Here is a 20,066-nt window from a genome sequence, read left to right on the forward strand (position 1 = left end):
TCCGGGATCGCCGGGCACCCCACACCGGCGTCCTTCGCCGATCCGCCGCCCGGCATCCTCGCATTATAGGAGAATGCGCCACGTACAGATCATGCGGCGCGCCTACCTCCCCGGGGGACGAAGGATCATGGCTGAAGGGTCGCCGGGGACGCTCGTCGCGGAGCGTTTCCGGCTGGTCGAGATGCTCGGCCGCGGCGGATTCGGGACCGTGTGGCGGGCATTCGATGAAAAGCTGCGGGCCGACGTCGCGTTGAAGGGAATTCGGCGCCGGGCCGATCTGTCCGAAGCCGAACGGGACGAGATCGAGATTCGGCTGGAACGGGAATGCCAGATCTCCGCCGCGCTGCGGAACTGCCCCCATGTCGTCACGACCCTCGATGTCGTCCGGGATGGGGATGACGATCCGTGGATCGTCATGGACTATTACCCGTCCCGGTCGTTGCGGGCGGTGCTCGACCGGGAGGGGCGGCTGGCGCTGACGGAGACCGCGGCGATCGGGACGTGTGTACTGGAGGCCCTTCAGGCCGCGCACGCGGCGGGCGTCGTGCACCGCGACGTCACCCCGGCGAACATCCTGCTGGGCACGGACGGCTCGGCTCGGCTGACCGACTTCGGGGCGGCGTTGCGGACGACCGATCAGCGGGTCACCATCGGTGTTCTCGGCGTGCCCGGATTCGTCGCGCCGGAGGTGCTGACCGGGCGTGCCCCACAGCCCGGCGCCGACGTGTTCGCGCTCGGGGTCACGCTGTTCACCGCTGCCGAGGGCAGGCCGCCCTTCGACTCCGCGACCTGGGCCGAGACAGCGGCAGAGCATCCCGGACGGGCGGCGACGACCACGCTGTCCGGCCCACTCGGCCCGTTGTTCGACCGGATGCTCGCGCCCGACCCGGCCGCGCGGCCCACCACGGACCAGGCGCTCGCCGCGATCTGGGAGTTCCTCGACGGCGCCGCCGACCCGGACGCGACGGGAGACCAGTACGCGCCAGGGACCCACGACGCCACGGAGGACCTCGACGCAACGGCCGGCCTCGACGCGACGGCCGGCCTCGACGCGACGGGGGCCCCGGACGGGGCCGCGGAGCAGGGGCTGGGCGAGCCGCTGCCGCCGGACGAGGGTGCCGCGGTCTTTTCCGAGCGACGGATCCCGCGGGCCGTGCTGCTCGCGGCGGGCGCGGTCCTGCTGTTCGCCTCCGGAATCGTGCCCGCCGGTCTCGGCGGCGATTTCAACCTCTGGGATCCGTGGCATCTGCTCTCGGTCGCCCTGCCGGTCATCGCCGCGTTCGCGTTGTTCTGGCGGGCCGCGCAGCCCACGGGACATCTCGCGATCGACGCGGAGCGGATCTCGATGGAACGTGGTTGGTACCACTTCACCGTTCACTGGAGCCGGATTGACGCGGCCCGGGTGGCATCCGGAAAACTCGCCGTCACCCTGATGGAGGGGGACATACCCCTACAGACTTCCCAGTACGAGCGCATCTGGCCGCTGCCGCGCTACAACGCCCGCACCGGCGTGCTCACCGTCTGCCGACTCTCCCGCTTCCGGGATGCCAGCCCGGCGGCGGTCTCCGCGGCCCTCGACGCCACCGCCTGGCCACACGTCTGACGATCGCCCCTGGGGCGCCTGTCGGGTCGGCCCGTGTCCGGAGTGGTCGCCGGCGCAGTTCGAGGGTGTGCTCTGGTGGCTCCGGACGGGCACGTGCTCCGTAGCGGACGGCACGGTTCCGCGGAACATCGAGATCACCGGGGTCGGGACACATGGCACGGCCAGGGAACACCATGATCGCCTGAGCTGGGGCCAGAGCAAGGGATTGCCTCGGGGTTCGGCGCGCACACTGGTCGCCACACCGTCCGTATCTTTCTGTGACTAGTTGTGCACAAAGTTGTGCCGAGGCGTAGTTACGATTTCTGGCCCCAAGACCGTGGCTAGCCCTCGGCGCGATCTGGCCGCAGTCTGGCCGGAAATCAGGGTGGCGAGCAGGCGGCCGCGGCAATGCAGCGCCAGCAGGGTTCATGAACGACTACTCGGCGCCACAAGATCGATTCGGTCTTACTCGCCGAGGCGGTCCTGGCCCGGCGTCCACCGCGCACCGCCGGTCGGTGGCACACGTGACCGCCTGCCGCGGGCAGCCGCTGTGTAGCGTCACGGTGGATGCGCGGCCATATGGTCGCCGGACGGAAAGGGGGCGTGCGTGACGCCCTCACCCGCTACACCACCCCGCTGACCGGCGTCTACTACCTGGTCTCGTCGGTGCCGGCCCTGTCCGGGTTCGCACCCGTGGAAGACGACTGGCTCAGGGCGGGTTCCGGCCATCCCGGCCTGGCGGATACGGGATCAGGAGTAGTTCGACGGCGCGGGTGGTGCGGTCGCCCACAGTGCCGAGATCGGAGCGGCGCGCAGGCGTGGCCCAACGGACAGGACCTCGGCGCCGGCGTAGAGGACGCCGGCGTAGAGGACGCCGGCGTAGAGGACATAGCCCGCGTGGAAACGGTCGCCGGTCTGGGACGCGAGTCGGTGCAGGCCGCGGAAATCCTCGGCGCGCACCGTCTCCGCGGCTTTCACCTCGACCCCGACGATCTCGCCGCAGGCCCGCTCCAGAACGGCGTCGACGACTTAAAGTTCGATCATTGCAGTAGCATCGACGCAGGTCACAGGGCATGCCTTCATGATCTCGCGACACATCTGCCGTCATGATCATGAAGCATCTGCCGCGGCCTTCAGGTCGCGGCGAGGCCGTCGATGAGCACGGCGATGCCGTCGAGCAGGCGGGCGAGCCCGAAGTCGAACTCGCCGTCCATGTCGTCGTCATCGTCGAGCGAGCCGGAATCGATCGCGCGCTGCAGCGAGGGGAACATGGCCGGATCGATGAGCCGCGTCAGCAGCGCGCCGTAGCCGGGCATCATGTTCTCCCCGCCGGAGGCCGCCCTCAGGTCGGCGGTGAGCGTCGCCTCGTTGCGCACGAAGCCGCTCAGCAGCAGCACCGAGGACAGTTTCTGCTGCTCCGTCAGCGGGGTGTGCGCCAGGCAGCGCAGGCCGTCGTCCATCCAGGCGACCATGTTGGGGCCGAGCGGCGGAGTGCTGATCGGGATGCGCAGGACCCAGGAGTGGCGGTGGTAGGCCGCCCGCGAGCCCTGCGCCCAGCGCGTCAGGCCCGCCCGCCAGCCGTCGTCGGGCTCGCGTGGGCCGGGCGGGCTGCCCATCGCGGCGTCCACCATCAGCAGCAGCAGCTCGTCCTTGGCGGAGACGTACCGGTAGAGCGACATCGTCGCCGCGCCGAGCTCGGCGGCGACGCGGCTCATCGACACCGCGCCGATGCCGTCGGCCTGCGCGACGTCGACCGCGGCGGACACGATGCGCTCCAGGCTGAGCCCGCGGCGGGGACCGCGGCTCGGGCGCTCCCGGACGCCCCAGAGCATCTCGACGGCGAGAGGTAGGGCGAAGGTGGCGGGCGCACCCGGCCCCGGGACGCCGGCGGGGGTCGGGGGCGCGCCGGCCTGACCGCTGCCCGCTCCGGGGCGCCTGGCCATCGTCACCTCCGCCGCCGCGTCAGGGATCCGACAGCCGCCCTTCGACGCACCGCCGTTGACGCCATCCTAGATCTGCGTACCATCTACGCAGTTACGCGTATCCCGTACGCAGTTAGATTCTCGACGAGGAGCGTCCCTCACCATGACCACTGACCTGGCGATCGAGGCCGTCGGGCTGGCCAAGTCCTACGGCTCGACCTCCGTGCTCGAACACGTGGACCTGCGGGTGCCCCGCGGCGGCGTGTTCGCGCTGCTCGGTTCGAACGGCGCGGGCAAGACGACGACCGTGCGGATCCTGGCGACCCTGACGCGCGCCGACGCGGGCCGCGTCCGCGTCGCCGGCCACGACGTCGGCACGCAGCGCCGCGAGGTCCGGCGCCGGATCAGCCTGACCGGCCAGTACGCGGCCCTCGACGAGGCGCAGACCGGCGAGCAGAACCTGCGGATGATGGGCCGACTGCTGCACCTGCCGCCGCGCGTGGCCCGCCGGCGCGCCGAGGAGCTGCTGGAACGGTTCGACCTGACCGCCGCCGGCCGGCGCCGGGTCGACACCTACTCCGGCGGGATGCGCCGCCGGCTGGACCTCGCGGCGAGCCTCGTCGGCGAACCGGAGATCATCTTTCTGGACGAGCCGACGACCGGTCTGGACCCGCGCGGCCGGGCGGCGATGTGGGAGATCGTCACCGGGCTCGCCACCGCCGGCGTCACCGTCTTCCTCACCACCCAGTACCTGGAGGAGGCCGACCGGCTGGCCGGCCGGATCGCGGTCGTCGACGGCGGACGGGTGGTCGCCCAGGGGACCGCGGCGCAGCTCAAGGAACGGGTCGGCGGGCAGCGCCTCGATGTGGAGCTGGCGGCGACCGCCGGGCCCGAGGCGTTCGCGGCTCTCGTGCGCCGGCTCGGTCCGCGTGCCGTCACCGCCGATCCCGCCCGGCGCACCGTCGGCATCGTCACCGACGGCACGGCGGCCCACGTGCGCGCCCTGCTCGACGAGATCGACGCCGGCCGCGACCGCGTCGCCCGCTTCGACGTGCACGGCACCACCCTGGACGACGTCTTCCTCGCCCTCACCGCCCGCCCGGCCCCCACCGAGAAGGAGAGCATCCATGTCTGAGCCGGCCCTGGCCGAAGCGACCATCCGCCCGGCGCCCCGCCCGCCGATCGTCGACGACGCCGCCGACGCGGCGACGATGATCGGCCGCAGCCTGCGGTTGTCCGTGCGCAGCGTCGATGGGATGATCACCGCGCTGGCGCTCCCGATCATGCTGATGCTGATGTTCGTCTACCTGTTCGGCGGGGCGTTGCGGACCGGCATGGCCTACGTGGACTACGTGGTGCCCGGCGTGCTGCTGGTCTGCGCCGGCTTCGGGGCGGCGACCACCGCCGTCACCGTGTCGAGCGACCTGACCACCGGCGTCATCGACCGGTTCCGGTCGATGGACGTCTCCGGCGCCGCGCTGATCTCGGGGCACGTGGTGGCGAGCGTGGCGCGCAACCTCGTCTCCACCGCGCTGGTGGTCGCCGTGGCCTTCGCCATCGGCTTCCGCCCGTCCGCGGGCGTCGGCGGCTGGCTGGTGGCCGTGGGTGTGCTGGCGCTGTTCGTGCTGGCGCTGTCCTGGCTGTCGGCGACGATCGGGATCGTCGCCGGTTCGCCGGAGGCGGCGAACGGATTCACCTTTTTCGTCAGCTTCCTGGCCTACCCGAGCAGCGCATTCGTCCCGGTCGACACGATGCCGTCCTGGCTGCGGGGCTTCGCCCGCGACCAGCCGGTGAACACCGTGGTGGAGACGACCCGCGCCGCGCTCACCGGCGGGCCGGTCGGCTCCGTCGCCTGGCACGCGGTGCTGTGGAGCCTGGGCATCATCGCGGTGTCGGTCGTGGCCTCGAGCGTCCTGTTCAACCGCCGGACCCGTTGACGCGCGGCTCGACGAGGCGAACCCCCGACGTCGCCGCGGCATTGCCGCCCGGCGAGGACGGGGGTGACTCTTACCCTGGTCGGGTCGCCCGCGTCAGTCAGGTCGCCCGGTCAAGCGGCGCGGAGCCGGCGCCTGGGTGGCGCCGTTCACCTGCCCGCCTTGTTGCTGGCGTTCGACCCGGCCGAACGAGCAGCCTCCTTCTGACTCACCTGGTTCAGGTTGCTGGCGTTCGACCCGGCCGAACGAACAGCCTCCTTCTGACTCACCTGGTTCAGGTTGCTGGCGTTCGACCCGGCCGAACGAGCAGCCTCCTTCTGACTCACCTGGTTCAGGTTGCTGGCGTTCGACCCGGCCGAACGAACAGCCTCCTTCTGACTCACCTGGTTCAGGTTGCTGGCGTTCGGCGGCTGCGGCTGGGTCAACGCGAGGAAGTTCAGCCAGTCCTGCAGTTCGTGGGTGGACAGCCAGTCGACCAGCGCGGCCAGGGACGCGTTGTCCCCGTCGCCGGACTCCGTCGCGGCGCTGGCCGGCGTCGCCGTTCCCGTCGCCACCGCCGCCGAGATCGTGAACGCGAGCCCCAGGCCCGCCAGACGTGATTTGCGCACTTGACGTCCAATCTTTTCGAGTAGGCATCGAAGTTGCAGGCCAGCCGATCCGTCACGAACCTTTGGGACGCGCCCCAGGACATAGACCTGCCGTACATCCACGGGTGGCCGAATCGCCGAAATCAGTCGACCTCGTCGCTCGGTTCTCCGGTAGCGGGGACCGAATGCTCAACGGGGCCGCACCCCCATGGGATACAAGGTGAACAACTCGGCTCAACGCTGCGCGAGGCGTCCGTTTGCCCCCTTTCCTCCCACTGCAGGGGGACGCTTCGGGGCGGTAGAGCTTCCCAAGTAGCCCATGAAAGAGGTTACTACGTCCTGGGCGTTACGTGACGTTCTGTCGTGGTGCTCCGGTCGGGTTGCCACGGTGCCGACTGCGGGTGAGGCATCCCAGCGGCAGCGGGCGCGGGCGGGCGCGCCCGGTGCCCTCTTGCTTACGGGAGGGCGACCGCGACCGTGGCCGTGACCTGCCGGAACGGGGCCGTGCGCGACCGACGAGCGGCCCGGGGCGGGCTATCCCCGCAGCGCCCGGTAGGTCTCGGCTGCGGCCGGGTGCAGCGGCAGCGGCTCGGTGTTGATGAGGTTGCCGACGTCGAGGTACTGGGTGCCCCGGGCCTGCTTCGGCACGAGCTGCCCGGCGTGCTCGACCAGCACCCGGACGGTGTTGCGCACCACCCGATCGGGGCAGTCCGCCCCGGCGACCAGCAGGTTCGGGACACCGACCGTGCGCACGGCGCCCGCCGCCCGGTAGGTGCCGGCGGGCAGGGCGACCTCGTTGTAGTAGCGGCCGTAGCGGCGGCGCAGCTCGGGGACATAGGCTCCGAGCTCGAGCAGCCGGATGCCCCACTCCCGGTCCGCCTGCGCCAGCACCTCCGTCGGGACGCCGCCCGACCACAGCATGGCGTCGATCATGTCCTCGCGCAGCGCCCCCACGGCGTCCTTGAGGGACAGGTGGCGCGCCTGGCCGAGCATCACCCCCGCGGTGGCGAACAGGCGCTCGCCGAAAAGCGCGGCGCCGGAGCCGTTGGCGCCCAGCGACACGGCCCGGCCGACCAGGTCCGGCAGGACGTGCACCGGACTGTCCGCCCGCACGACGAGCTGCATGTAGTTCTCGTAGACCCGGCCGAGCGCGTAGAGCTGCACCGGCCGGCCGAAGGCGGGCGAGCCCTTCTGCGCGGCGTCGAGGGCGTCGGCGAGGGCGAGCCCGAGGTCCGCCGTGCCGGCCGAGACGCTGCGGATGTTCTGCACGCTGCCGAGCGTCGGCACCACCTGGGCGTGCAGCAACGGTCGGAGCAGGTTCGCGAACTCGATGTAGAAGCCGTCGGGCTCCCCGGCCGCGATCGAGACCGTGGGGTCGTCATGCGAACAGCCGGCGGCGGTGGCTACGGGGACGGCCGTGGCCCCGACCGCCAGGGCGCCGAGCAGCACGGCCCGCCGGGAGGCGGTCACGAGGCGACCCCGCGCGCGGTGGCCCGCGCCGGGTCATCGCGCCGGCGCGCCCGGCGCCGCGGGACCCTGGGCAGCACGACCGTCGGCATCGTGTCGGCCCGGCCAGGCCCCGGCACGGCGGGTGGCCCCGCGCCCCGCCCGCCGTCCGCCGGCCTGTCGTCCGAGGGCCGGGGGCCCCCCGCCGGGGGGGTGGGCCGTTCACCGACGGGCAGTTCGGCGGCGACGGAAAGCCCGTGCGGCGTCAACGATTCCAGGATGAGCCGCCCGCCGTTGTTGGTGACCAACCGCTCGGCGATCGCCAGGCCCAGCCCGGACCCGGAGAGGTCGTGCTTGCCGCGGCGGAACCGTTCGGTCAGGTGCGGCAGCTCGCCGGGCGGCACGCCGATGCCGTCGTCGGCGACGGTCACCCGGCCCCGGCCCGACGACCAGCGGGCTGCCACCGTCACGGTCACCGTGCTGCCCGGGGCGTACTTGATGGCGTTGTCGAGCAGCACGTCCACGATCTGCTCCAGGTCCGTGTCGGCGCACAGCAGCGGGATGGGCTCCACCGGAACGCGATCGAGCAGCGTCACCCCGCGGGCGTCGGCGGCGGGCAGCCAGAAGTCGATCCGCTCGAGCACCGTCGCGCTCGCGTCGCAGGCCACCGGGGTCGTCGGGTGGGCGGCGAGCTCGGTGGCCGCCGCGTCCGCGACGGCGAGCGCGCGCATGCCGTCGAGCAGGACCTGCAGCCGCCCGGCCTGGGCGACCATGGAGGCGTAGGTGTCGCGTGCCTCGTCGGGCAGCGAGCCGGCCAGCATGTCCATCCGCAGCCGCATCGCCATCAGCGGGTTGCGCAGCTGGTGGGAGGTGTCGTCGATGAGCGCCCGCTGGCGGCGCGCCGAGTCGGCCACCGCGTCCGACATGCGGTTGAACGAGGCGAGCAGCGTGCGCACCTCCGACGGCCCCTGCTGCGGCGGCACGTGCGCCGCGAGCACCCCCTTCCCGACCGCCCGCAGGCCGTGTTCGAGCTGGGTGATGGGCCGCAGCACCCAGCGGACCAACAGCAGGATCACCGTCGCGAACACCGCGGCGACGGCGAGCACGCCGAGCAGGACGTGCCCCCACACCCGCCCGACGTCCGCCGCGGCCCGACCCCGGCTCGACTGCAGCACCACCGCGCCGCTGACCTCGACGCCGTTGCCCACCGGGCGGGCGAACAGGACCCGCCCGGACGACCAGGGCCGGATGTCGGGCAGGCTGGCCTGGCGCTGGTTGCGCAGCGCCGCGTCGATCGCCTGCACGACGTCCCCGCCGCCGAGGTCACCGCGCGAGACGATCGGCCGGCCCGCCGCGTCGACGACGGCCACGGCGTCGCCGTAGAGGTCGGCGTGCGCGTCGATCTCCGGTTCGAGCTGGTCGGAGCCGGTGAGCGCGAGCTCGGCGAACCGGTTGATGTCGGCGGTGCGCCGGCTGACGAACTGGTCGGTGCGCTCCGCGGAGGTGGTGTGGAGCAGCGGGACGGCGAACGCGGCGAGCGCGCCGAGACCGGCCGCGATGAGGACGATCAGCAGCCGCCGGCGCACCTCAGTCACCCAGCCGGTAGCCGAAGCCACGGATGTTGTGCAGCGGGCTCGGCCGGCCGAGCTTCTTGCGCAGCTTCGACAGGTGCACGTCGAACGTCCGCGACACCGCCACGTAGGCGTCGCCCCACACCTCGTCGAGCAGCTGCTCGCGGCTGACGGCCGCGCCCGCCTTGCGGGCGAGCACGGCCAGGATCTCGAACTCGATCCGCGTCAACACGACCTCCGCACCGGCGACCGTCACCAGATGGGTGTCCAGGTCGATCGCGATGTCGTTCACCTGCACCCGCCCGACCGGGGTGGCACTGCCGCGCTCGGTGCGGCGCAGGATGGCCTCCATGCGGGCGAGCAGCTCATCCATCCGCACCGGCTTGATCAGGTAGTCGTCGGCGCCGAGACGCAGGCCGCGCACGATATCGCGCTCGTGCGTGCCCATGGCGGTGAGGACGAGGACCGGGGTCGCGGCGAGCCGGCGCAGCCGGCGCAGGACCTCCAGCCCGCTGATATCCGGCAGCCCCAGATCAAGGAGCAGCAGGTCGGCGTGGCGATGGCGGAGCAGGGCGTCCGCCCCCCGGGTGACCCACTCGACCGGGTGGCCGCGCGCGTCCAGCACGTCCTTGATCGCGCCGCCGACGCCGTGGTCGTCCTCGACCAGCAACACACGCATTGTCAGCCCCGATCTTCAAGCCCCGACTGGTGAGGTCTCCTCCATCGATACGTGGATCAGCAACGACACCAGCAGGCAGGCCCCCACGTAGTAGCCCGAGAACGGCTTCTGACCGGCACGTTCGGGCCAGCGCGACGTGTTCGGCGGGGAAGCGGCCCCAGCGATACATCGTTCGACGTTTCATCGCCGACGACGACGGCCCGCCCGACATCGAGGGTCCGCATCCCGACCGCCGTCCTGGATCAGGGCGACCGAGGGGGCGGCCGAGGGGACGACCGGTTGCGGCGAGGCCTGCCGATGGTGTCGCCTGGACGCTCACCGCTTCGTCCTCAACGCGCCGGCGTGGTAGACGCCGCTCGGCGCGGGGGCGGTCTCGGTAGCCACGCCGGCGGTGAGCGAGTCGGACACGTCGATGCCCACGGCGCGCAGCGCCGCGGTGTGCTGGGTGGCGATCGCCTCGCGCGCACCGGCGCTGCGCGCCTCGGTCTCGGCGCCCTCCAGCAACGCCTTGATGGTGCGAACGTCCCCGAAGGCACGGGGCATTCTCATGATTCCAGTCCTTCCGACGGCGACGTGATGCTCAACGGCGGGCGAGACGCTTGTGGGCGGCCTGGGCACTGACGCCGAGAGCCTGACCCACCTGGGCCCAGGTCCATCCCTGTTCGAGCGCGCGGGCGACCGCGGCCCGTTCCAGGCGGTCAGCGAGCTGGCGCAGCGCCACGACAGCCGCCAGCGCGGTAGCCGGATCATCCGGCGGAGGGACCTCGACCACATCACCCACGCCATCAACCTTAGTTGACGAGAACCCCGCCATCAACCATGGTTGATGGCGGGGTCACTCGACCGCCTGGCCGCCGTGGCGGCCGGAGGTGAACATCCAGGCCAGGTGCGCGCCCGGCATGTCGCGGACGGTACGGACGACGAGGTCCAGCCGGGCCGGGTCCGCTGTCGGCGCCAGGTTCTGCGCGTCGGCGATGAAGGCGCGTGCGGCTTCATCGAGCTCGCGCAACCGCCGGGTGATGTGCAGGTGTACCTGTTCGAGTGCGGTGCGCTCGTCGCAGCCCGTGGCGTGCTGGAGAACGATGACGTAGTTGGTGGTCTCACCGAGAGCGGCTTCCCGGGGTAGGGAGACCACGTCGTTGGTCCAGGCGATGATGTCACTCGAAGCCGCGCACAACTCGGTCCAGCTATTCGTGGCGGCGAGGTCCGGGGGGATTTCGGCCTGGTAGGCGACTTCCACCAGGTCGTACATGAACATGGCGTTGTCGTCCCGGCGGAGCGCCGGGTATTCCTCGGGGCTGGCCAGAGTGCCGTTCTGCCGGTGGGCGATCTGCGCGAGGAAGGCGTCGCGGTGGTGGTGGATGTGCTGGAGGATGCGACGGCGCCACTGCGCGGACATCCGCCGGGCGGTGCGGGGCCACAGGTCGGCCAGGGCGGTCACCGCGGGAGGGGCCGCGGCGGGTGCGGGCTGCCCTTCGATGATCGAGGTGATCGCGGTGTAGGTGGCGTGCACGATCTCGGGGCTGCGGCCCATGGGCCCTTCGTCCTGCTCGTCGTCGAGGTGGAACAGCCACAGCACCCACTGGGCGAAGACCTCGACGTCGGCCTGGCGGGCGTCGGGCAGGGTCCGGGCGGCCGCCAGGTGGAATCCGGCGGCGTCCAACCGGGCACGCGCGGCGGCGTCGGTGGCCAGCCCGAACTCGGCGGCCCAGGCCAGGAGGTGTTCGCCGATGCGGTCGGCCGCGGGATGCATCCGCTCTGGAATGCGGATCCCGAAGTCGGGTCTGGGCACACCGGTGAGGGAAGGCTGGGTCATGGGTCGCCTCGGTGACAGGGAGGGGGCGGAGTCCGCCCGGCTGAAGTGCCTGCATGGCGAAGACGGTGGTGAGTTGGGAGAGCCGAAATCCACCGGGAACCAGCCCATGCAGTGGTAGGGCAGGCCGGCCAAGAACCGTCTGTCTCATTATGGCGCGACAGGATTGCCCGGCGGAGGCATTCGGCCGAACTTTCCGAGCAGCTCTGACTGTCAACGGCGACCGAAATCCGGCTCTGGCTCCGACGTGGATTTCGTCACATCACCACTCGCCGCAAGCGCGATCAGGCGCGCGACTGCGCCGACACCCGAACCCCCAACTCTCTCAGCGGGCTGGCGACCGGCCGCGGCGACATCAACATCGACGATCCCCCGCCCCTGGCCTTCCTGGTGACGCGGCCGTCGAAGTCGCCCGTCACCCGCCTTCCGGGATAACCGTCCCGGTCGCGGCCCGGGTGAGGCGAATGAACCCTTCGGCGCCCCGGACACTGCGTAGGCAACCGTCTTCCATGTCGGCGACCAGGGCCTCGCCGTTGTTGCCCCATGCGACGACCGGCACCTGGCAGACGAGCTTCTGCCCGTCAGGCGTGCTGGCGGGCAGCCCGCCCACGATGTTCTTGTCGCCGCCTTCGGAGGTGGGTCTGAAGAAGGCGGTGTAGCCGTGGGCGGGGATCATCGTGGGTCCTCGTGAACGAGGGGGATCCCGGGGGCGGTCATGCCGCCTCCCGGGGTGGTTGACGCTTCACAGTCCCGGCAACCCGGAGATCTCCACGTCCGTGGATGACAGTCCAGCCGCCCTGATGTTCAGACTTGCGTTGATATCCGCATTCCCCGAGCAGCCACAGGACGTGCGCAGGAATGCTGCCTGGCCGGGACGGGACGCCTGGTCGAGGGACGTGCCGGTGGGGGACGTGCCGGTGGGGGACGTGCCGCGACCCCGGCCGGCGAGGATGCCGGGCCGGGGCCGCGGGGATCGGGCGGGGCAGGGTCCCCGCCCGTCGTCGATCAGGTCCGTGGCGTCGTCGTGGGGGGCGGTAGCTGACCTCTGCGGTCCGCTCCCACGAACAGAGCCAGGGCGGTCGTGTCCGTGACCTGGCTGTCGGGCCCGGTCACCTGTCCCAGGTGTTGACGAGCGTGTACCCGCTGAAGCCACCGCCGGCTATGGCTTCAGCCCTGGCGACACCGCTGACCCGGACGGGACGCAGGCTGAAAGAGGGAGTGGTGGTGCCGTTGCCCAGCTGCCCGAAGAAGTTGCTGCCCCAGGCCCACACGGTGCCGTCCCGGCGCACCGCGTACCCGCTGAAGCTGCCCGCGGAGATCGCGGTGACCCCGACGAGGCCGGTGCTGCCGGTGACCTGGACGGGTACCAGGGAGGTGTCGTCGGTGCCGTTGCCCAGCTGCCCGGTGTTGTTGAGGCCCCAGGCCCAGGCGGTGCCGTCCCCGCGCAGCGCGTACCCGCTGTTGCCCTCGCTGCTGGCGGCGATGGCGGTCACCTCGGAGAGGTTGCGGATCGCGACGGGTATCGTGCTGGACACGACGGTGCCGTTGCCCAGCTGCCCGTGGTTGTTGTGGCCCCAGGCCCAGACGGTGCCGTCCCGGCGCAGCGCGTACCCGGTCTCCTGGCCGCCGGCGATCGCTCTCACCCCGTGGAGGCCGAGGACCCGGACGGGTAGCGGGCTGTTGGCGGTGGTGCCGTTGCCCAGCTGCCCTTCGTCGTTGTAGCCCCAGGCCCAGACGGTGCCGTCCTGGCGCAGCGCGTACCCTGTGGTGCCCCCGCTGGCGATGGCGATGACCCGGTCCAGGCCGACGACCCGGACGGGTACCCGGCTGTTGGTGGTCGTGCCGTTGCCCAGCTGCCCGTAGTTGTTGTAGCCCCAGGACCAGACGGTGCCGTCCTGGCGCAGCGCGTAGCCGTTGACGCTGCCGCCGGCGAGGGCGACGACCCGGGTCAGGCCGCTGACCCGGACGGGTACCGCGCTGTTCGTGATAGTGCCGTTGCCCAGCTGCCCGTAGGCGTTGTAGCCCCAGGCCCAGGCGGTGCCGTCCCGGTGCACCGCGTACCCGGCGTACCTGCCCGCGGCGATGCCCACCACCTGGGTCAGGCCGGTCAGGCCGGTGACCCGGACGGGTACCGCGCTGTTCGTGGTGGTGCCGTTGCCCAGATGCCCGAGGCCGTTGTAACCCCAGGACCATTCCGGGCTGGACCCCGCCACGGGGGGGCGCAGCCCGGAGGCCGTCCCCCCTGTCGGGGCCGCTGTGGCCGCTGCCGGCAGGGCCACGATGCCGGCAGCGGCCAGCGCCACCGTTCCCATCCCCAGCCGTCGTGGACGAAGCATGTCCGCTCCTCAGAACCGTGGGTGTCGCCATCGACACCTGCTGGTCACGAAGAGTAATTACCGGGAATCCTTAGATGGCTATCTGAGCGATATACTCGCTGCGCTGCGTGTTGCTTGGATTCCTCGACATACCCCCCGCCGACGGTGTGCCCACGGTTCGGCGCCGGCCACTGTCCGCTCTGGACGGAATCCCGTGAACGCGGGAAACCCCTGCCAGGGCTGGGCGTCCCGCCTGTTCGCTCCGAACTGGCCGATAAACACGGTTCGTGGCGACCTCTGCCTTGCGCAGTCGATCCGGTCCGTTCACCGGCGTCCGGGCTCGTTCGCCCAGTAGGCCGGGTCTGGGCGCGGGTTCCGCAACGCCCTGACCCGCACGGACGGAGCGCGGCCGCAGCCCGACGCGCGGATGACCGCCGTCGAGCCGGCCCCGCCCCGCTCGGCCAGTCTCCGGATGCACTGTGTGACGGTGACATACTTGCCGGGTGACCGACGGGGGCGGCACGGCCGATGGTTGGGACTTCTTCGTGTCCTACACCCAGGCGGATCGGGCATGGGCGGAGTGGATTGCCTGGGTACTGGAAGAAGCCGGGTTCCGGGTGCTGGTGCAGGCCTGGGACTTCGTCCCGGGCTCGAACTGGGTCGCCGGGATGGACGTCGGGATCGCCCGGGCAGCCCGGACGATCGCGGTGCTGTCGCCGGAGTACACCCTCTCGGTGTACGGCGCGGCCGAGTGGCGGGCGGCCTGGGCTGCGGACCCCACCGGGCAGGAGCGCAGGCTGCTGGTGGCCCGGGTCGCCGACTGCGAGCGCCCCGGGCTGTTGGGCCAGGTGGTGTCGTTCGACCTGTTCCCGGGCGGCGAGAAGCGGGCGCGAGACGAGCTGCTGCACGCGGCCCGGTTGGCGGTCACCGGGCGGCGGGGCAAGCCGAGCGGTGCACCACCGTTCCCGCCGAGCATGCGGGCGGTACAGGGGCGGCCGTCGTTCCCCGGCGGGCTGCCCGAGGTGTGGAACCCACCGCCGCGACCGGCGCATTTCGTGGGCCGCGCGGAGCTGCTCGGGCAGCTTGCCGACCGCCTCGCCGACGGCGCCGGGGTGGTGTCGGTGGTGGCCCTGGCCGGGATGGGCGGTGTCGGGAAGACGGCGTTGGCGGTGGAGTACGTGCACCGGCTGGTCCAGGCCACGACCCGCCGGCGGACACCGCGGCACCGCCAGGCGGAGGTGCTGGCGATGTTGCTGCGGCTGCTGCGCACCGCCCTGCCCGGCGGCATTCCCGACCAGCCCCAGGGCTGGCCCCGCTGGCGGGAGCTGCTCCCGCACGTGCGCGCCGTCCTCGGCCGCACGCCGGACCCGACCGGCCCCGCCGCACCCACCAGGCCGCCCAGATGATCCGCAACAACCTGGACGCCCACCAGGAAACGATGCCCAGCCGACCAGCAAAGGCCCGAGCCACCCCCGGCAGGTCGCCCGGGTAGGTCTACGTCGTAGGTCTACGTCGCGCCTTCACTGACGCCGACCGACGGACCGTCGCTGTGCGGACGACGGTGGGGAGCCCCTGCTATCAGGACCGGTCGGGGTGAGGGAATCAACCGGCATGCCGACTACGACTATGATTGCATTGTCCTCGGTGGCATTGCGGTCTGTGATGGTCGGAGGTTTACCTGGCGCCAGCGCCACGTTTTCGCCGGGTGGCAGCTTGGCAGCGCCGTTTCGTCGACCGCGAACCGGTATTGGCAGCTTTCGCCGAGGAACTGACGCGCATAGGCGCAGGACCGCGCGTCTTCGATGCCACCGGGGTCGGCGGCATCGGCAAGTCGCGGCTCTTGCGCGAGCTGAAGGACCGGGCCGCGAGCCAGGGCCGTACCGCCTCGCTTGACCTTCAGGTCCACTCGTTGCGTCAGCAGGAAGACGCGCTGGCGGTGCTCCGTAACGAACTGGGATCGCAGGGGGTTCATTTCGACCGCTTCGATGTCGCCTACGCCGTGCTGTGGCAGCGACTCCACCCACATCTACGGCTGAACCGGTCGGATCTGGCGTTCGTCGACGACAGCTCGATCCTCACCGACATCGTCGACACGGTGGCCGGACTGCCGGTCTTCGGCACCGCCCGCGGGCTGGTCTGTACCGGCAGGCAATCGGCCGGCCCGACGCCGCATCCGGCTTCTACAACCACAACGTCCGGATGGACACCCCGGCCGGAGACGTGGTCGTCCGCATCCCGATCCCGGGCAGCGACATCATGGACCTGATGATCTGGCCGGAAGCCGACGTGCTGCGCGCCATCCGCGGGACCGTCACCCACGCCCCCGCCTGCTCTACACCCGCACGCGACCCCGCTACCAGATCGTCGAATTCCTCCCCGGCCAGCTCCTCGACAACACCGCACCCCGCGGCACCCGCGTACCCGGGCACGTCCTCGATGACGTCACCGAACTGTTCGGCCAACTCGGCCTCGTCCCGCGGGACGCCTTCCCGGGCCTTTCCGCCGACTGGCCCGAGGACGGCCGGACCGCCGACTTCGCCCGCCGGCTGCCCGCCGTCACCGCGGGCGTGCACTCCCGCTTCCTGCCCGAGTTCGGCGACCTGTACGCCCAGTACGGACGGGCGGAAGCCCCACGGCGAGCATCCCCCACGGGTTGTCCCGGTCGTTACGCGCCTGCGAACGCTGTGCCGGTGTCGCAGGAGGCCCAGCGCTTCGTCCCTGGTGCAGATCAGGAGGCTCCGACGAGGAACGAGTACGTGCTGGAACTCACCAGCCAGCGGCCGTCGACGCGGACGGCTTCCGCCTCCCGCCTGATCTCGTACCCCCATTGCGCGCCGAGCTTGGGGTCGGTGTGGGTGATGATGATGGTCGCCCTGGCCAGGTCGCGGGCAATCAGCGTGATGTTCTCGAGCCGTACCTTGAGGTTGCCGACGACACCTGGATAACGCTGAGTGAAACGCCGTGTGATGTCGCGGTACCGCTCGCCGTTCTGGACGTAGGCCAACCCGTCGTCGATGTTGTCGTCCGCGTCGAACGCCCCGGTGAACGCCATCGTGATCTCGTCGACGGTGGCCTGGTCTGGCTTCGCGGGGGCGGCCGGCGGGAAGGTTGCCACGCCGGTCGGCGGAATACCCGGATGCACGGTCTCGCCGGTGGCCGGCCCGGGAAGCGAGCTTCCGTCCGCCGGCACGATGACGTTCAGCCCACTGCCTGGAGCGAGGTGCCTTTCGACGGTCAGGCCGCCGAGGATCACAGAACTCGTGGCCAGCGCCGCCGCTGCGAGCATGAGCGCCCTGCGCCGCCCTCGCTGACGCGGCGGCGCCGGTGTGCACACTCTGGCAGTCAGGTCGGCCGGTGCCGCGACGGACCGAGTGGCCCGGTCGAGCAGTTCGCGCAGCGTCTGCTCGAAGGCCAGATCAGGTGCGGAGGTGTGTCCGGAGCCGGACCCAGAGCGCGAACCGGGGCCGGGGTAAGCGTTGTCGACAGGCATCAACGCCTCCTCTCATGTCGGACACGGACATCCCCCAGATGCTGGCTCAGACGCAGCCGGGCCAGAGCCCGCGACGCGTGGGACTTCACCGAGCCGACGCTGCATCCGAGGATCTCGGCCACCGCGGCTTCCGGCAGATCGTCGTAGTAACGCAGGACGACCACGGAGCGTTGCCGTTTCGGTAGTTCCTGCAACGCCCTCAGCACCTGGTCCCGCAGCGCCAGGTCCGGCCCGCCGTCCGCGCTGGCCCGTTCGGCCACCGCATCCAGCGGTTCCTCCCGGAACTGGCGCGACCGCCACCGGCTCGAGGTCGCGTTCACCAGCACACGGCGGACATAGGCCTCCGGAGCGATGATCTGTTCCCTGCCCCATCGCTGATAGGTGCGCTCCAGGGCACCCTGCAGCAGGTCCTCGGCCGCGTGGCGGTTACCGGTCAGCAGAAAGGCCGTCCTCATCAAACGGTCGGCCGAGGCAGTGACGAAGTCCTCGAACGACTCGTAGGACGCCTCGTTCATCGAGTGCCCCCATCGATTGGCCCGCGCCGCCCATTACCGCTGCGTACACGTAGACGAGGCGACGGCTCGCCGTGGCGCGAACCGCCGCCCCGCTGGGCGTGCCGAGCCGACTGTCGGCCGAAAGCGGCGCGACGAGAACCCATCGCGCCGCTTTCGGCCGGGCTGGCAGTCACTGGCTCCGGCGGCGCGGCACCCCCTGGCCGCGCGGCTTGCGGGGAGCCACCGGTCGACGGACTACGCCCGACCGCCGCCGAGCAGGGACGCCAACCCCAGCACGCTGCGATAGGTCTGCTCCGAGACCCTCCACCCGCCGTGGGTGAAGACGGCCTGGCCGCTACTGCCGAGAGAACCGGACTGGCTCTTGTACTTGTAGGCGATGGTGAACCTGACGCTGGCGTGGTCATGCGCCCAGAGGTAGATCTGGTTCACGGTGACCCGCGCGCTCAGGCCCGGGTAGGTGGCACGGAACTTCTCCAGCAGGCCGACCAGGCTCTGGCCGTTCTCCACGGCGGCCAGCGGCACCCGCGCAGGGGCCCCGGAGTTGTTGAGACCGACCGCGAACGCAGCGCCGATCAGTGGCTCCGACAGCTTCTGCCAGACCGTCGGCGCCGGCGCCGGGCCGACGGTGAGCGACTCGGCGATACGGAGCAGGTCGGCCTCGGGCAGCGGGCTCGGCGGAGTGGTCGCATTCCCGCCGACCCGGCCGCCAACCGTCAGCACGACGGACGGGGCGCCTTCGACCCAGGTCAACTCGCTGATACCAGCGTCACCGGTCCGCAGCGTGACGGCCTCGGTGCCCCGCAGCGCGATCCGTCCACGCTGGGAGCCGGGGTAGTACTGCGCGTAGGCGCTGGCCACGTCATCAAGCGTCGCCTCGGGCGTGCCCCGCTGGACTGTGAGCTGAACGCGGGTGGCGCCGCCCTCGAACGTGCCGACAACGACGTCGCGGCCGATCCGGGTGGTCGGCACCGCGCCGGTGAGGCTGACGCCGCTGGGCAGCCAGCCGACCTTCACCCCGTCCACGCTCGGAGCCGGCCTCCAGCCACCGCCGCCTCCCGGGCCGGCGGCCGTCGCCGGGCCGGTGGCCGCCACGGTCACCAGCCCGGTCAGGGCCAGGGCTGCCAGGCTGCCGAGGGCGCGGGGCAGCCGACGTGCTGTGGAGTGCTGTCGGGGGCGTTCGGGTCCCCCCCGATGGATCCGTCGCCTCGCGCCACCCGGAGGGCCTGTTCGCCTCAATCGGATACGGGAAGGGCCGTCAGAACAATCCGCCATCGACGTCTCCTACTCTGGTAGGCGCTGGCCACGGTGGCACCACGCACCGAGATAGCCCAGCTGCCGTTCGGGTGTTTTCCACCTTCTAAGAGCGACGTTGACGCGATCAGGTTTACGTGTTTGACCAAACCTTTCCCCAACATCCGATGTCGCTACGCAACAACTTGACAACCATGGGGTGCTCCGTGTTACGCGCGGTTCAGCCCCCATGCGTATGTCGGGTGTTGTCGCCGAGCTCGTCCCGCCAACGGCGCAACTCCTTCTCTTGCCGAGAACCGGGCGACGCAGGTTCACGGCGCCACACTCGGCGCATCTCGGCGAAGTATTTGCGGGCCGTCGGCCCGACGAGGCCGAGCCAGCGCCGGTTACTACCGTTCCAGGCGCTATGTCCCGGTACCTCGGCTTATCAGACCAGCAAAACCTCTGATCAGAAACCTGACCGATCAGCCCGGTAGGCGTCGATGACGACGGTGAACTGGCCGTTGACGGTGACGTCGGTGATGCCGGCGAACAGGGCTCCGGTGCCGGGCAGGGCGACGACCGTCCGGACACAGACGACGAAGGACGCGCCCGGTTCCAGGGTCTGGGCGCCGTCGCCGGGGTTCCCGGATCCGCAGTTCGCGCCCGCCGGGGCGAAGTGGATCTGCGGCTCGCCGGAGACGCCCTGGTCCTGTAGCGCGAGGGCGGCGGCGAGGCGGGCCCGGTCGGTGCCCTCGGTCTCGCTGTCGGCGGTGGCGAACGCCCGGCCGGCCTCGCGGGCCGCCTGGGTCACGCCGAACGCCGATTTCTGCACCGAGAACACGCACAGGAACAGGTACACGAACGGGACGAGCAACACGACGGACAATCCGACGAACTCGATCATGGCCGAGCCATCGTCCGTCCCTCGTCCCACGCGACGCCCCCGGCCCGTGCCCGCGCCCGGCGCCCGGTCCTTCCC

Annotated in this window: 20 protein-coding genes; 5 read left to right on the forward strand and 15 right to left on the reverse strand. The window is 71.3% G+C overall.

From position 1 onward, the window contains the following. The first annotated feature begins 127 nt into the window (after positions 1-127). Positions 128-1,603: a serine/threonine-protein kinase gene (locus FRAQA3DRAFT_RS17035; protein ID WP_009740289.1), complete on the forward strand. Its 1,476-nt coding sequence runs from the start codon at positions 128-130 to the stop codon at positions 1,601-1,603. 729 nt (positions 1,604-2,332) lie between these two features. Here the strand turns inward: FRAQA3DRAFT_RS17035 and FRAQA3DRAFT_RS17040 are convergent. Together FRAQA3DRAFT_RS17040 and FRAQA3DRAFT_RS17045 are read right to left on the reverse strand one after the other, a co-directional pair. Next, on the reverse strand, positions 2,333-2,560 hold the full coding sequence (locus FRAQA3DRAFT_RS17040) for a hypothetical protein (RefSeq protein ID WP_035921072.1): 228 nt from the start codon (positions 2,558-2,560) through the stop codon (positions 2,333-2,335). A gap of 155 nt (positions 2,561-2,715) precedes the next feature. After that, positions 2,716-3,525 (reverse strand): TetR/AcrR family transcriptional regulator, encoded by an 810-nt coding sequence (locus FRAQA3DRAFT_RS17045; RefSeq protein WP_009740290.1) that lies wholly within the window; start codon positions 3,523-3,525, stop codon positions 2,716-2,718. A gap of 142 nt (positions 3,526-3,667) precedes the next feature. Between FRAQA3DRAFT_RS17045 and FRAQA3DRAFT_RS17050 the strand changes: the two genes are divergently transcribed. Further along, positions 3,668-4,639: a daunorubicin resistance protein DrrA family ABC transporter ATP-binding protein gene (locus FRAQA3DRAFT_RS17050; protein ID WP_009740291.1), complete on the forward strand. Its 972-nt coding sequence runs from the start codon at positions 3,668-3,670 to the stop codon at positions 4,637-4,639. After that, entirely contained in the window at positions 4,632-5,441 is an 810-nt protein-coding gene (locus FRAQA3DRAFT_RS17055) for an ABC transporter permease (protein WP_009740292.1), read from the forward strand. The genes FRAQA3DRAFT_RS17050 and FRAQA3DRAFT_RS17055 overlap by 8 nt, the downstream gene beginning before the upstream one ends. Before the next feature lie 146 nt (positions 5,442-5,587). On the opposite strand, the gene FRAQA3DRAFT_RS36120 is transcribed toward FRAQA3DRAFT_RS17055, so the two are convergent. The 9 genes from FRAQA3DRAFT_RS36120 to FRAQA3DRAFT_RS17100 all read right to left on the reverse strand — a co-directional run bounded on the left by FRAQA3DRAFT_RS36120 (position 5,588) and on the right by FRAQA3DRAFT_RS17100 (position 13,870). Further along, entirely contained in the window at positions 5,588-6,148 is a 561-nt protein-coding gene (locus FRAQA3DRAFT_RS36120) for a hypothetical protein (RefSeq protein WP_198286921.1), read from the reverse strand. 411 nt (positions 6,149-6,559) lie between these two features. Then, entirely contained in the window at positions 6,560-7,495 is a 936-nt protein-coding gene (locus FRAQA3DRAFT_RS17065) for a TAXI family TRAP transporter solute-binding subunit (RefSeq protein ID WP_009740294.1), read from the reverse strand. Further along, positions 7,492-9,066, reverse strand: a complete 1,575-nt coding sequence (locus FRAQA3DRAFT_RS17070; protein WP_009740295.1) for a HAMP domain-containing sensor histidine kinase — start codon at positions 9,064-9,066, stop codon at positions 7,492-7,494. Before FRAQA3DRAFT_RS17070 ends, FRAQA3DRAFT_RS17065 begins: the two co-directional genes overlap by 4 nt. Then, entirely contained in the window at positions 9,059-9,721 is a 663-nt protein-coding gene (locus tag FRAQA3DRAFT_RS17075; RefSeq protein ID WP_009740296.1) for a response regulator transcription factor, read from the reverse strand. Before FRAQA3DRAFT_RS17075 ends, FRAQA3DRAFT_RS17070 begins: the two co-directional genes overlap by 8 nt. A 315-nt stretch (positions 9,722-10,036) precedes the next feature. Beyond that, positions 10,037-10,270, reverse strand: a complete 234-nt coding sequence (locus FRAQA3DRAFT_RS17080; protein ID WP_009740297.1) for a hypothetical protein — start codon at positions 10,268-10,270, stop codon at positions 10,037-10,039. A gap of 31 nt (positions 10,271-10,301) precedes the next feature. Beyond that, positions 10,302-10,535 carry a helix-turn-helix domain-containing protein gene (locus FRAQA3DRAFT_RS33255; RefSeq protein ID WP_083873624.1) on the reverse strand — a complete coding sequence of 78 codons (234 nt, stop codon included), beginning with the start codon at positions 10,533-10,535 and terminating at the stop codon, positions 10,302-10,304. A 21-nt stretch (positions 10,536-10,556) separates the two neighbouring features. Then, positions 10,557-11,537 (reverse strand): terpene synthase family protein, encoded by a 981-nt coding sequence (locus FRAQA3DRAFT_RS31615; RefSeq protein ID WP_157467447.1) that lies wholly within the window; start codon positions 11,535-11,537, stop codon positions 10,557-10,559. A 412-nt stretch (positions 11,538-11,949) separates the two neighbouring features. Then, on the reverse strand, positions 11,950-12,210 hold the full coding sequence (locus tag FRAQA3DRAFT_RS17095) for a hypothetical protein (protein ID WP_009740299.1): 261 nt from the start codon (positions 12,208-12,210) through the stop codon (positions 11,950-11,952). A gap of 433 nt (positions 12,211-12,643) precedes the next feature. Next, positions 12,644-13,870 (reverse strand): chromosome condensation regulator, encoded by a 1,227-nt coding sequence (locus FRAQA3DRAFT_RS17100; RefSeq protein WP_009740300.1) that lies wholly within the window; start codon positions 13,868-13,870, stop codon positions 12,644-12,646. A gap of 482 nt (positions 13,871-14,352) precedes the next feature. On the opposite strand from FRAQA3DRAFT_RS17100, the gene FRAQA3DRAFT_RS31620 reads away from it, so the two are divergent. Together FRAQA3DRAFT_RS31620 and FRAQA3DRAFT_RS37365 are read left to right on the forward strand one after the other, a co-directional pair. After that, the gene (locus tag FRAQA3DRAFT_RS31620) at positions 14,353-15,255 is read left to right on the forward strand and encodes a toll/interleukin-1 receptor domain-containing protein (protein ID WP_009740301.1); all 903 of its coding nucleotides are present in this window, start codon (positions 14,353-14,355) and stop codon (positions 15,253-15,255) included. Positions 15,256-15,554: 299 nt separating this feature from the next. Then, positions 15,555-16,115 (forward strand): hypothetical protein, encoded by a 561-nt coding sequence (locus tag FRAQA3DRAFT_RS37365; protein ID WP_232291640.1) that lies wholly within the window; start codon positions 15,555-15,557, stop codon positions 16,113-16,115. Between the two features lie 462 nt (positions 16,116-16,577). On the opposite strand, the gene FRAQA3DRAFT_RS17115 is transcribed toward FRAQA3DRAFT_RS37365, so the two are convergent. The 4 genes from FRAQA3DRAFT_RS17115 to FRAQA3DRAFT_RS17130 form a co-directional block, all read right to left on the reverse strand. After that, entirely contained in the window at positions 16,578-17,339 is a 762-nt protein-coding gene (locus tag FRAQA3DRAFT_RS17115) for a hypothetical protein (RefSeq protein WP_009740302.1), read from the reverse strand. Further along, positions 17,339-17,854 (reverse strand): SigE family RNA polymerase sigma factor, encoded by a 516-nt coding sequence (locus FRAQA3DRAFT_RS17120; protein WP_009740303.1) that lies wholly within the window; start codon positions 17,852-17,854, stop codon positions 17,339-17,341. Before FRAQA3DRAFT_RS17120 ends, FRAQA3DRAFT_RS17115 begins: the two co-directional genes overlap by 1 nt. 234 nt (positions 17,855-18,088) lie before the next feature. Continuing rightward, the gene (locus FRAQA3DRAFT_RS17125) at positions 18,089-18,877 is read right to left on the reverse strand and encodes a hypothetical protein (protein WP_232291641.1); all 789 of its coding nucleotides are present in this window, start codon (positions 18,875-18,877) and stop codon (positions 18,089-18,091) included. A gap of 676 nt (positions 18,878-19,553) precedes the next feature. Continuing rightward, entirely contained in the window at positions 19,554-19,991 is a 438-nt protein-coding gene (locus FRAQA3DRAFT_RS17130; protein WP_009740305.1) for a hypothetical protein, read from the reverse strand. Positions 19,992-20,066 lie beyond the last annotated feature (75 nt).

Source organism: Frankia sp. QA3 (assembly GCF_000262465.1).
Lineage (GTDB): Bacteria > Actinomycetota > Actinomycetes > Frankiales > Frankiaceae > Frankia.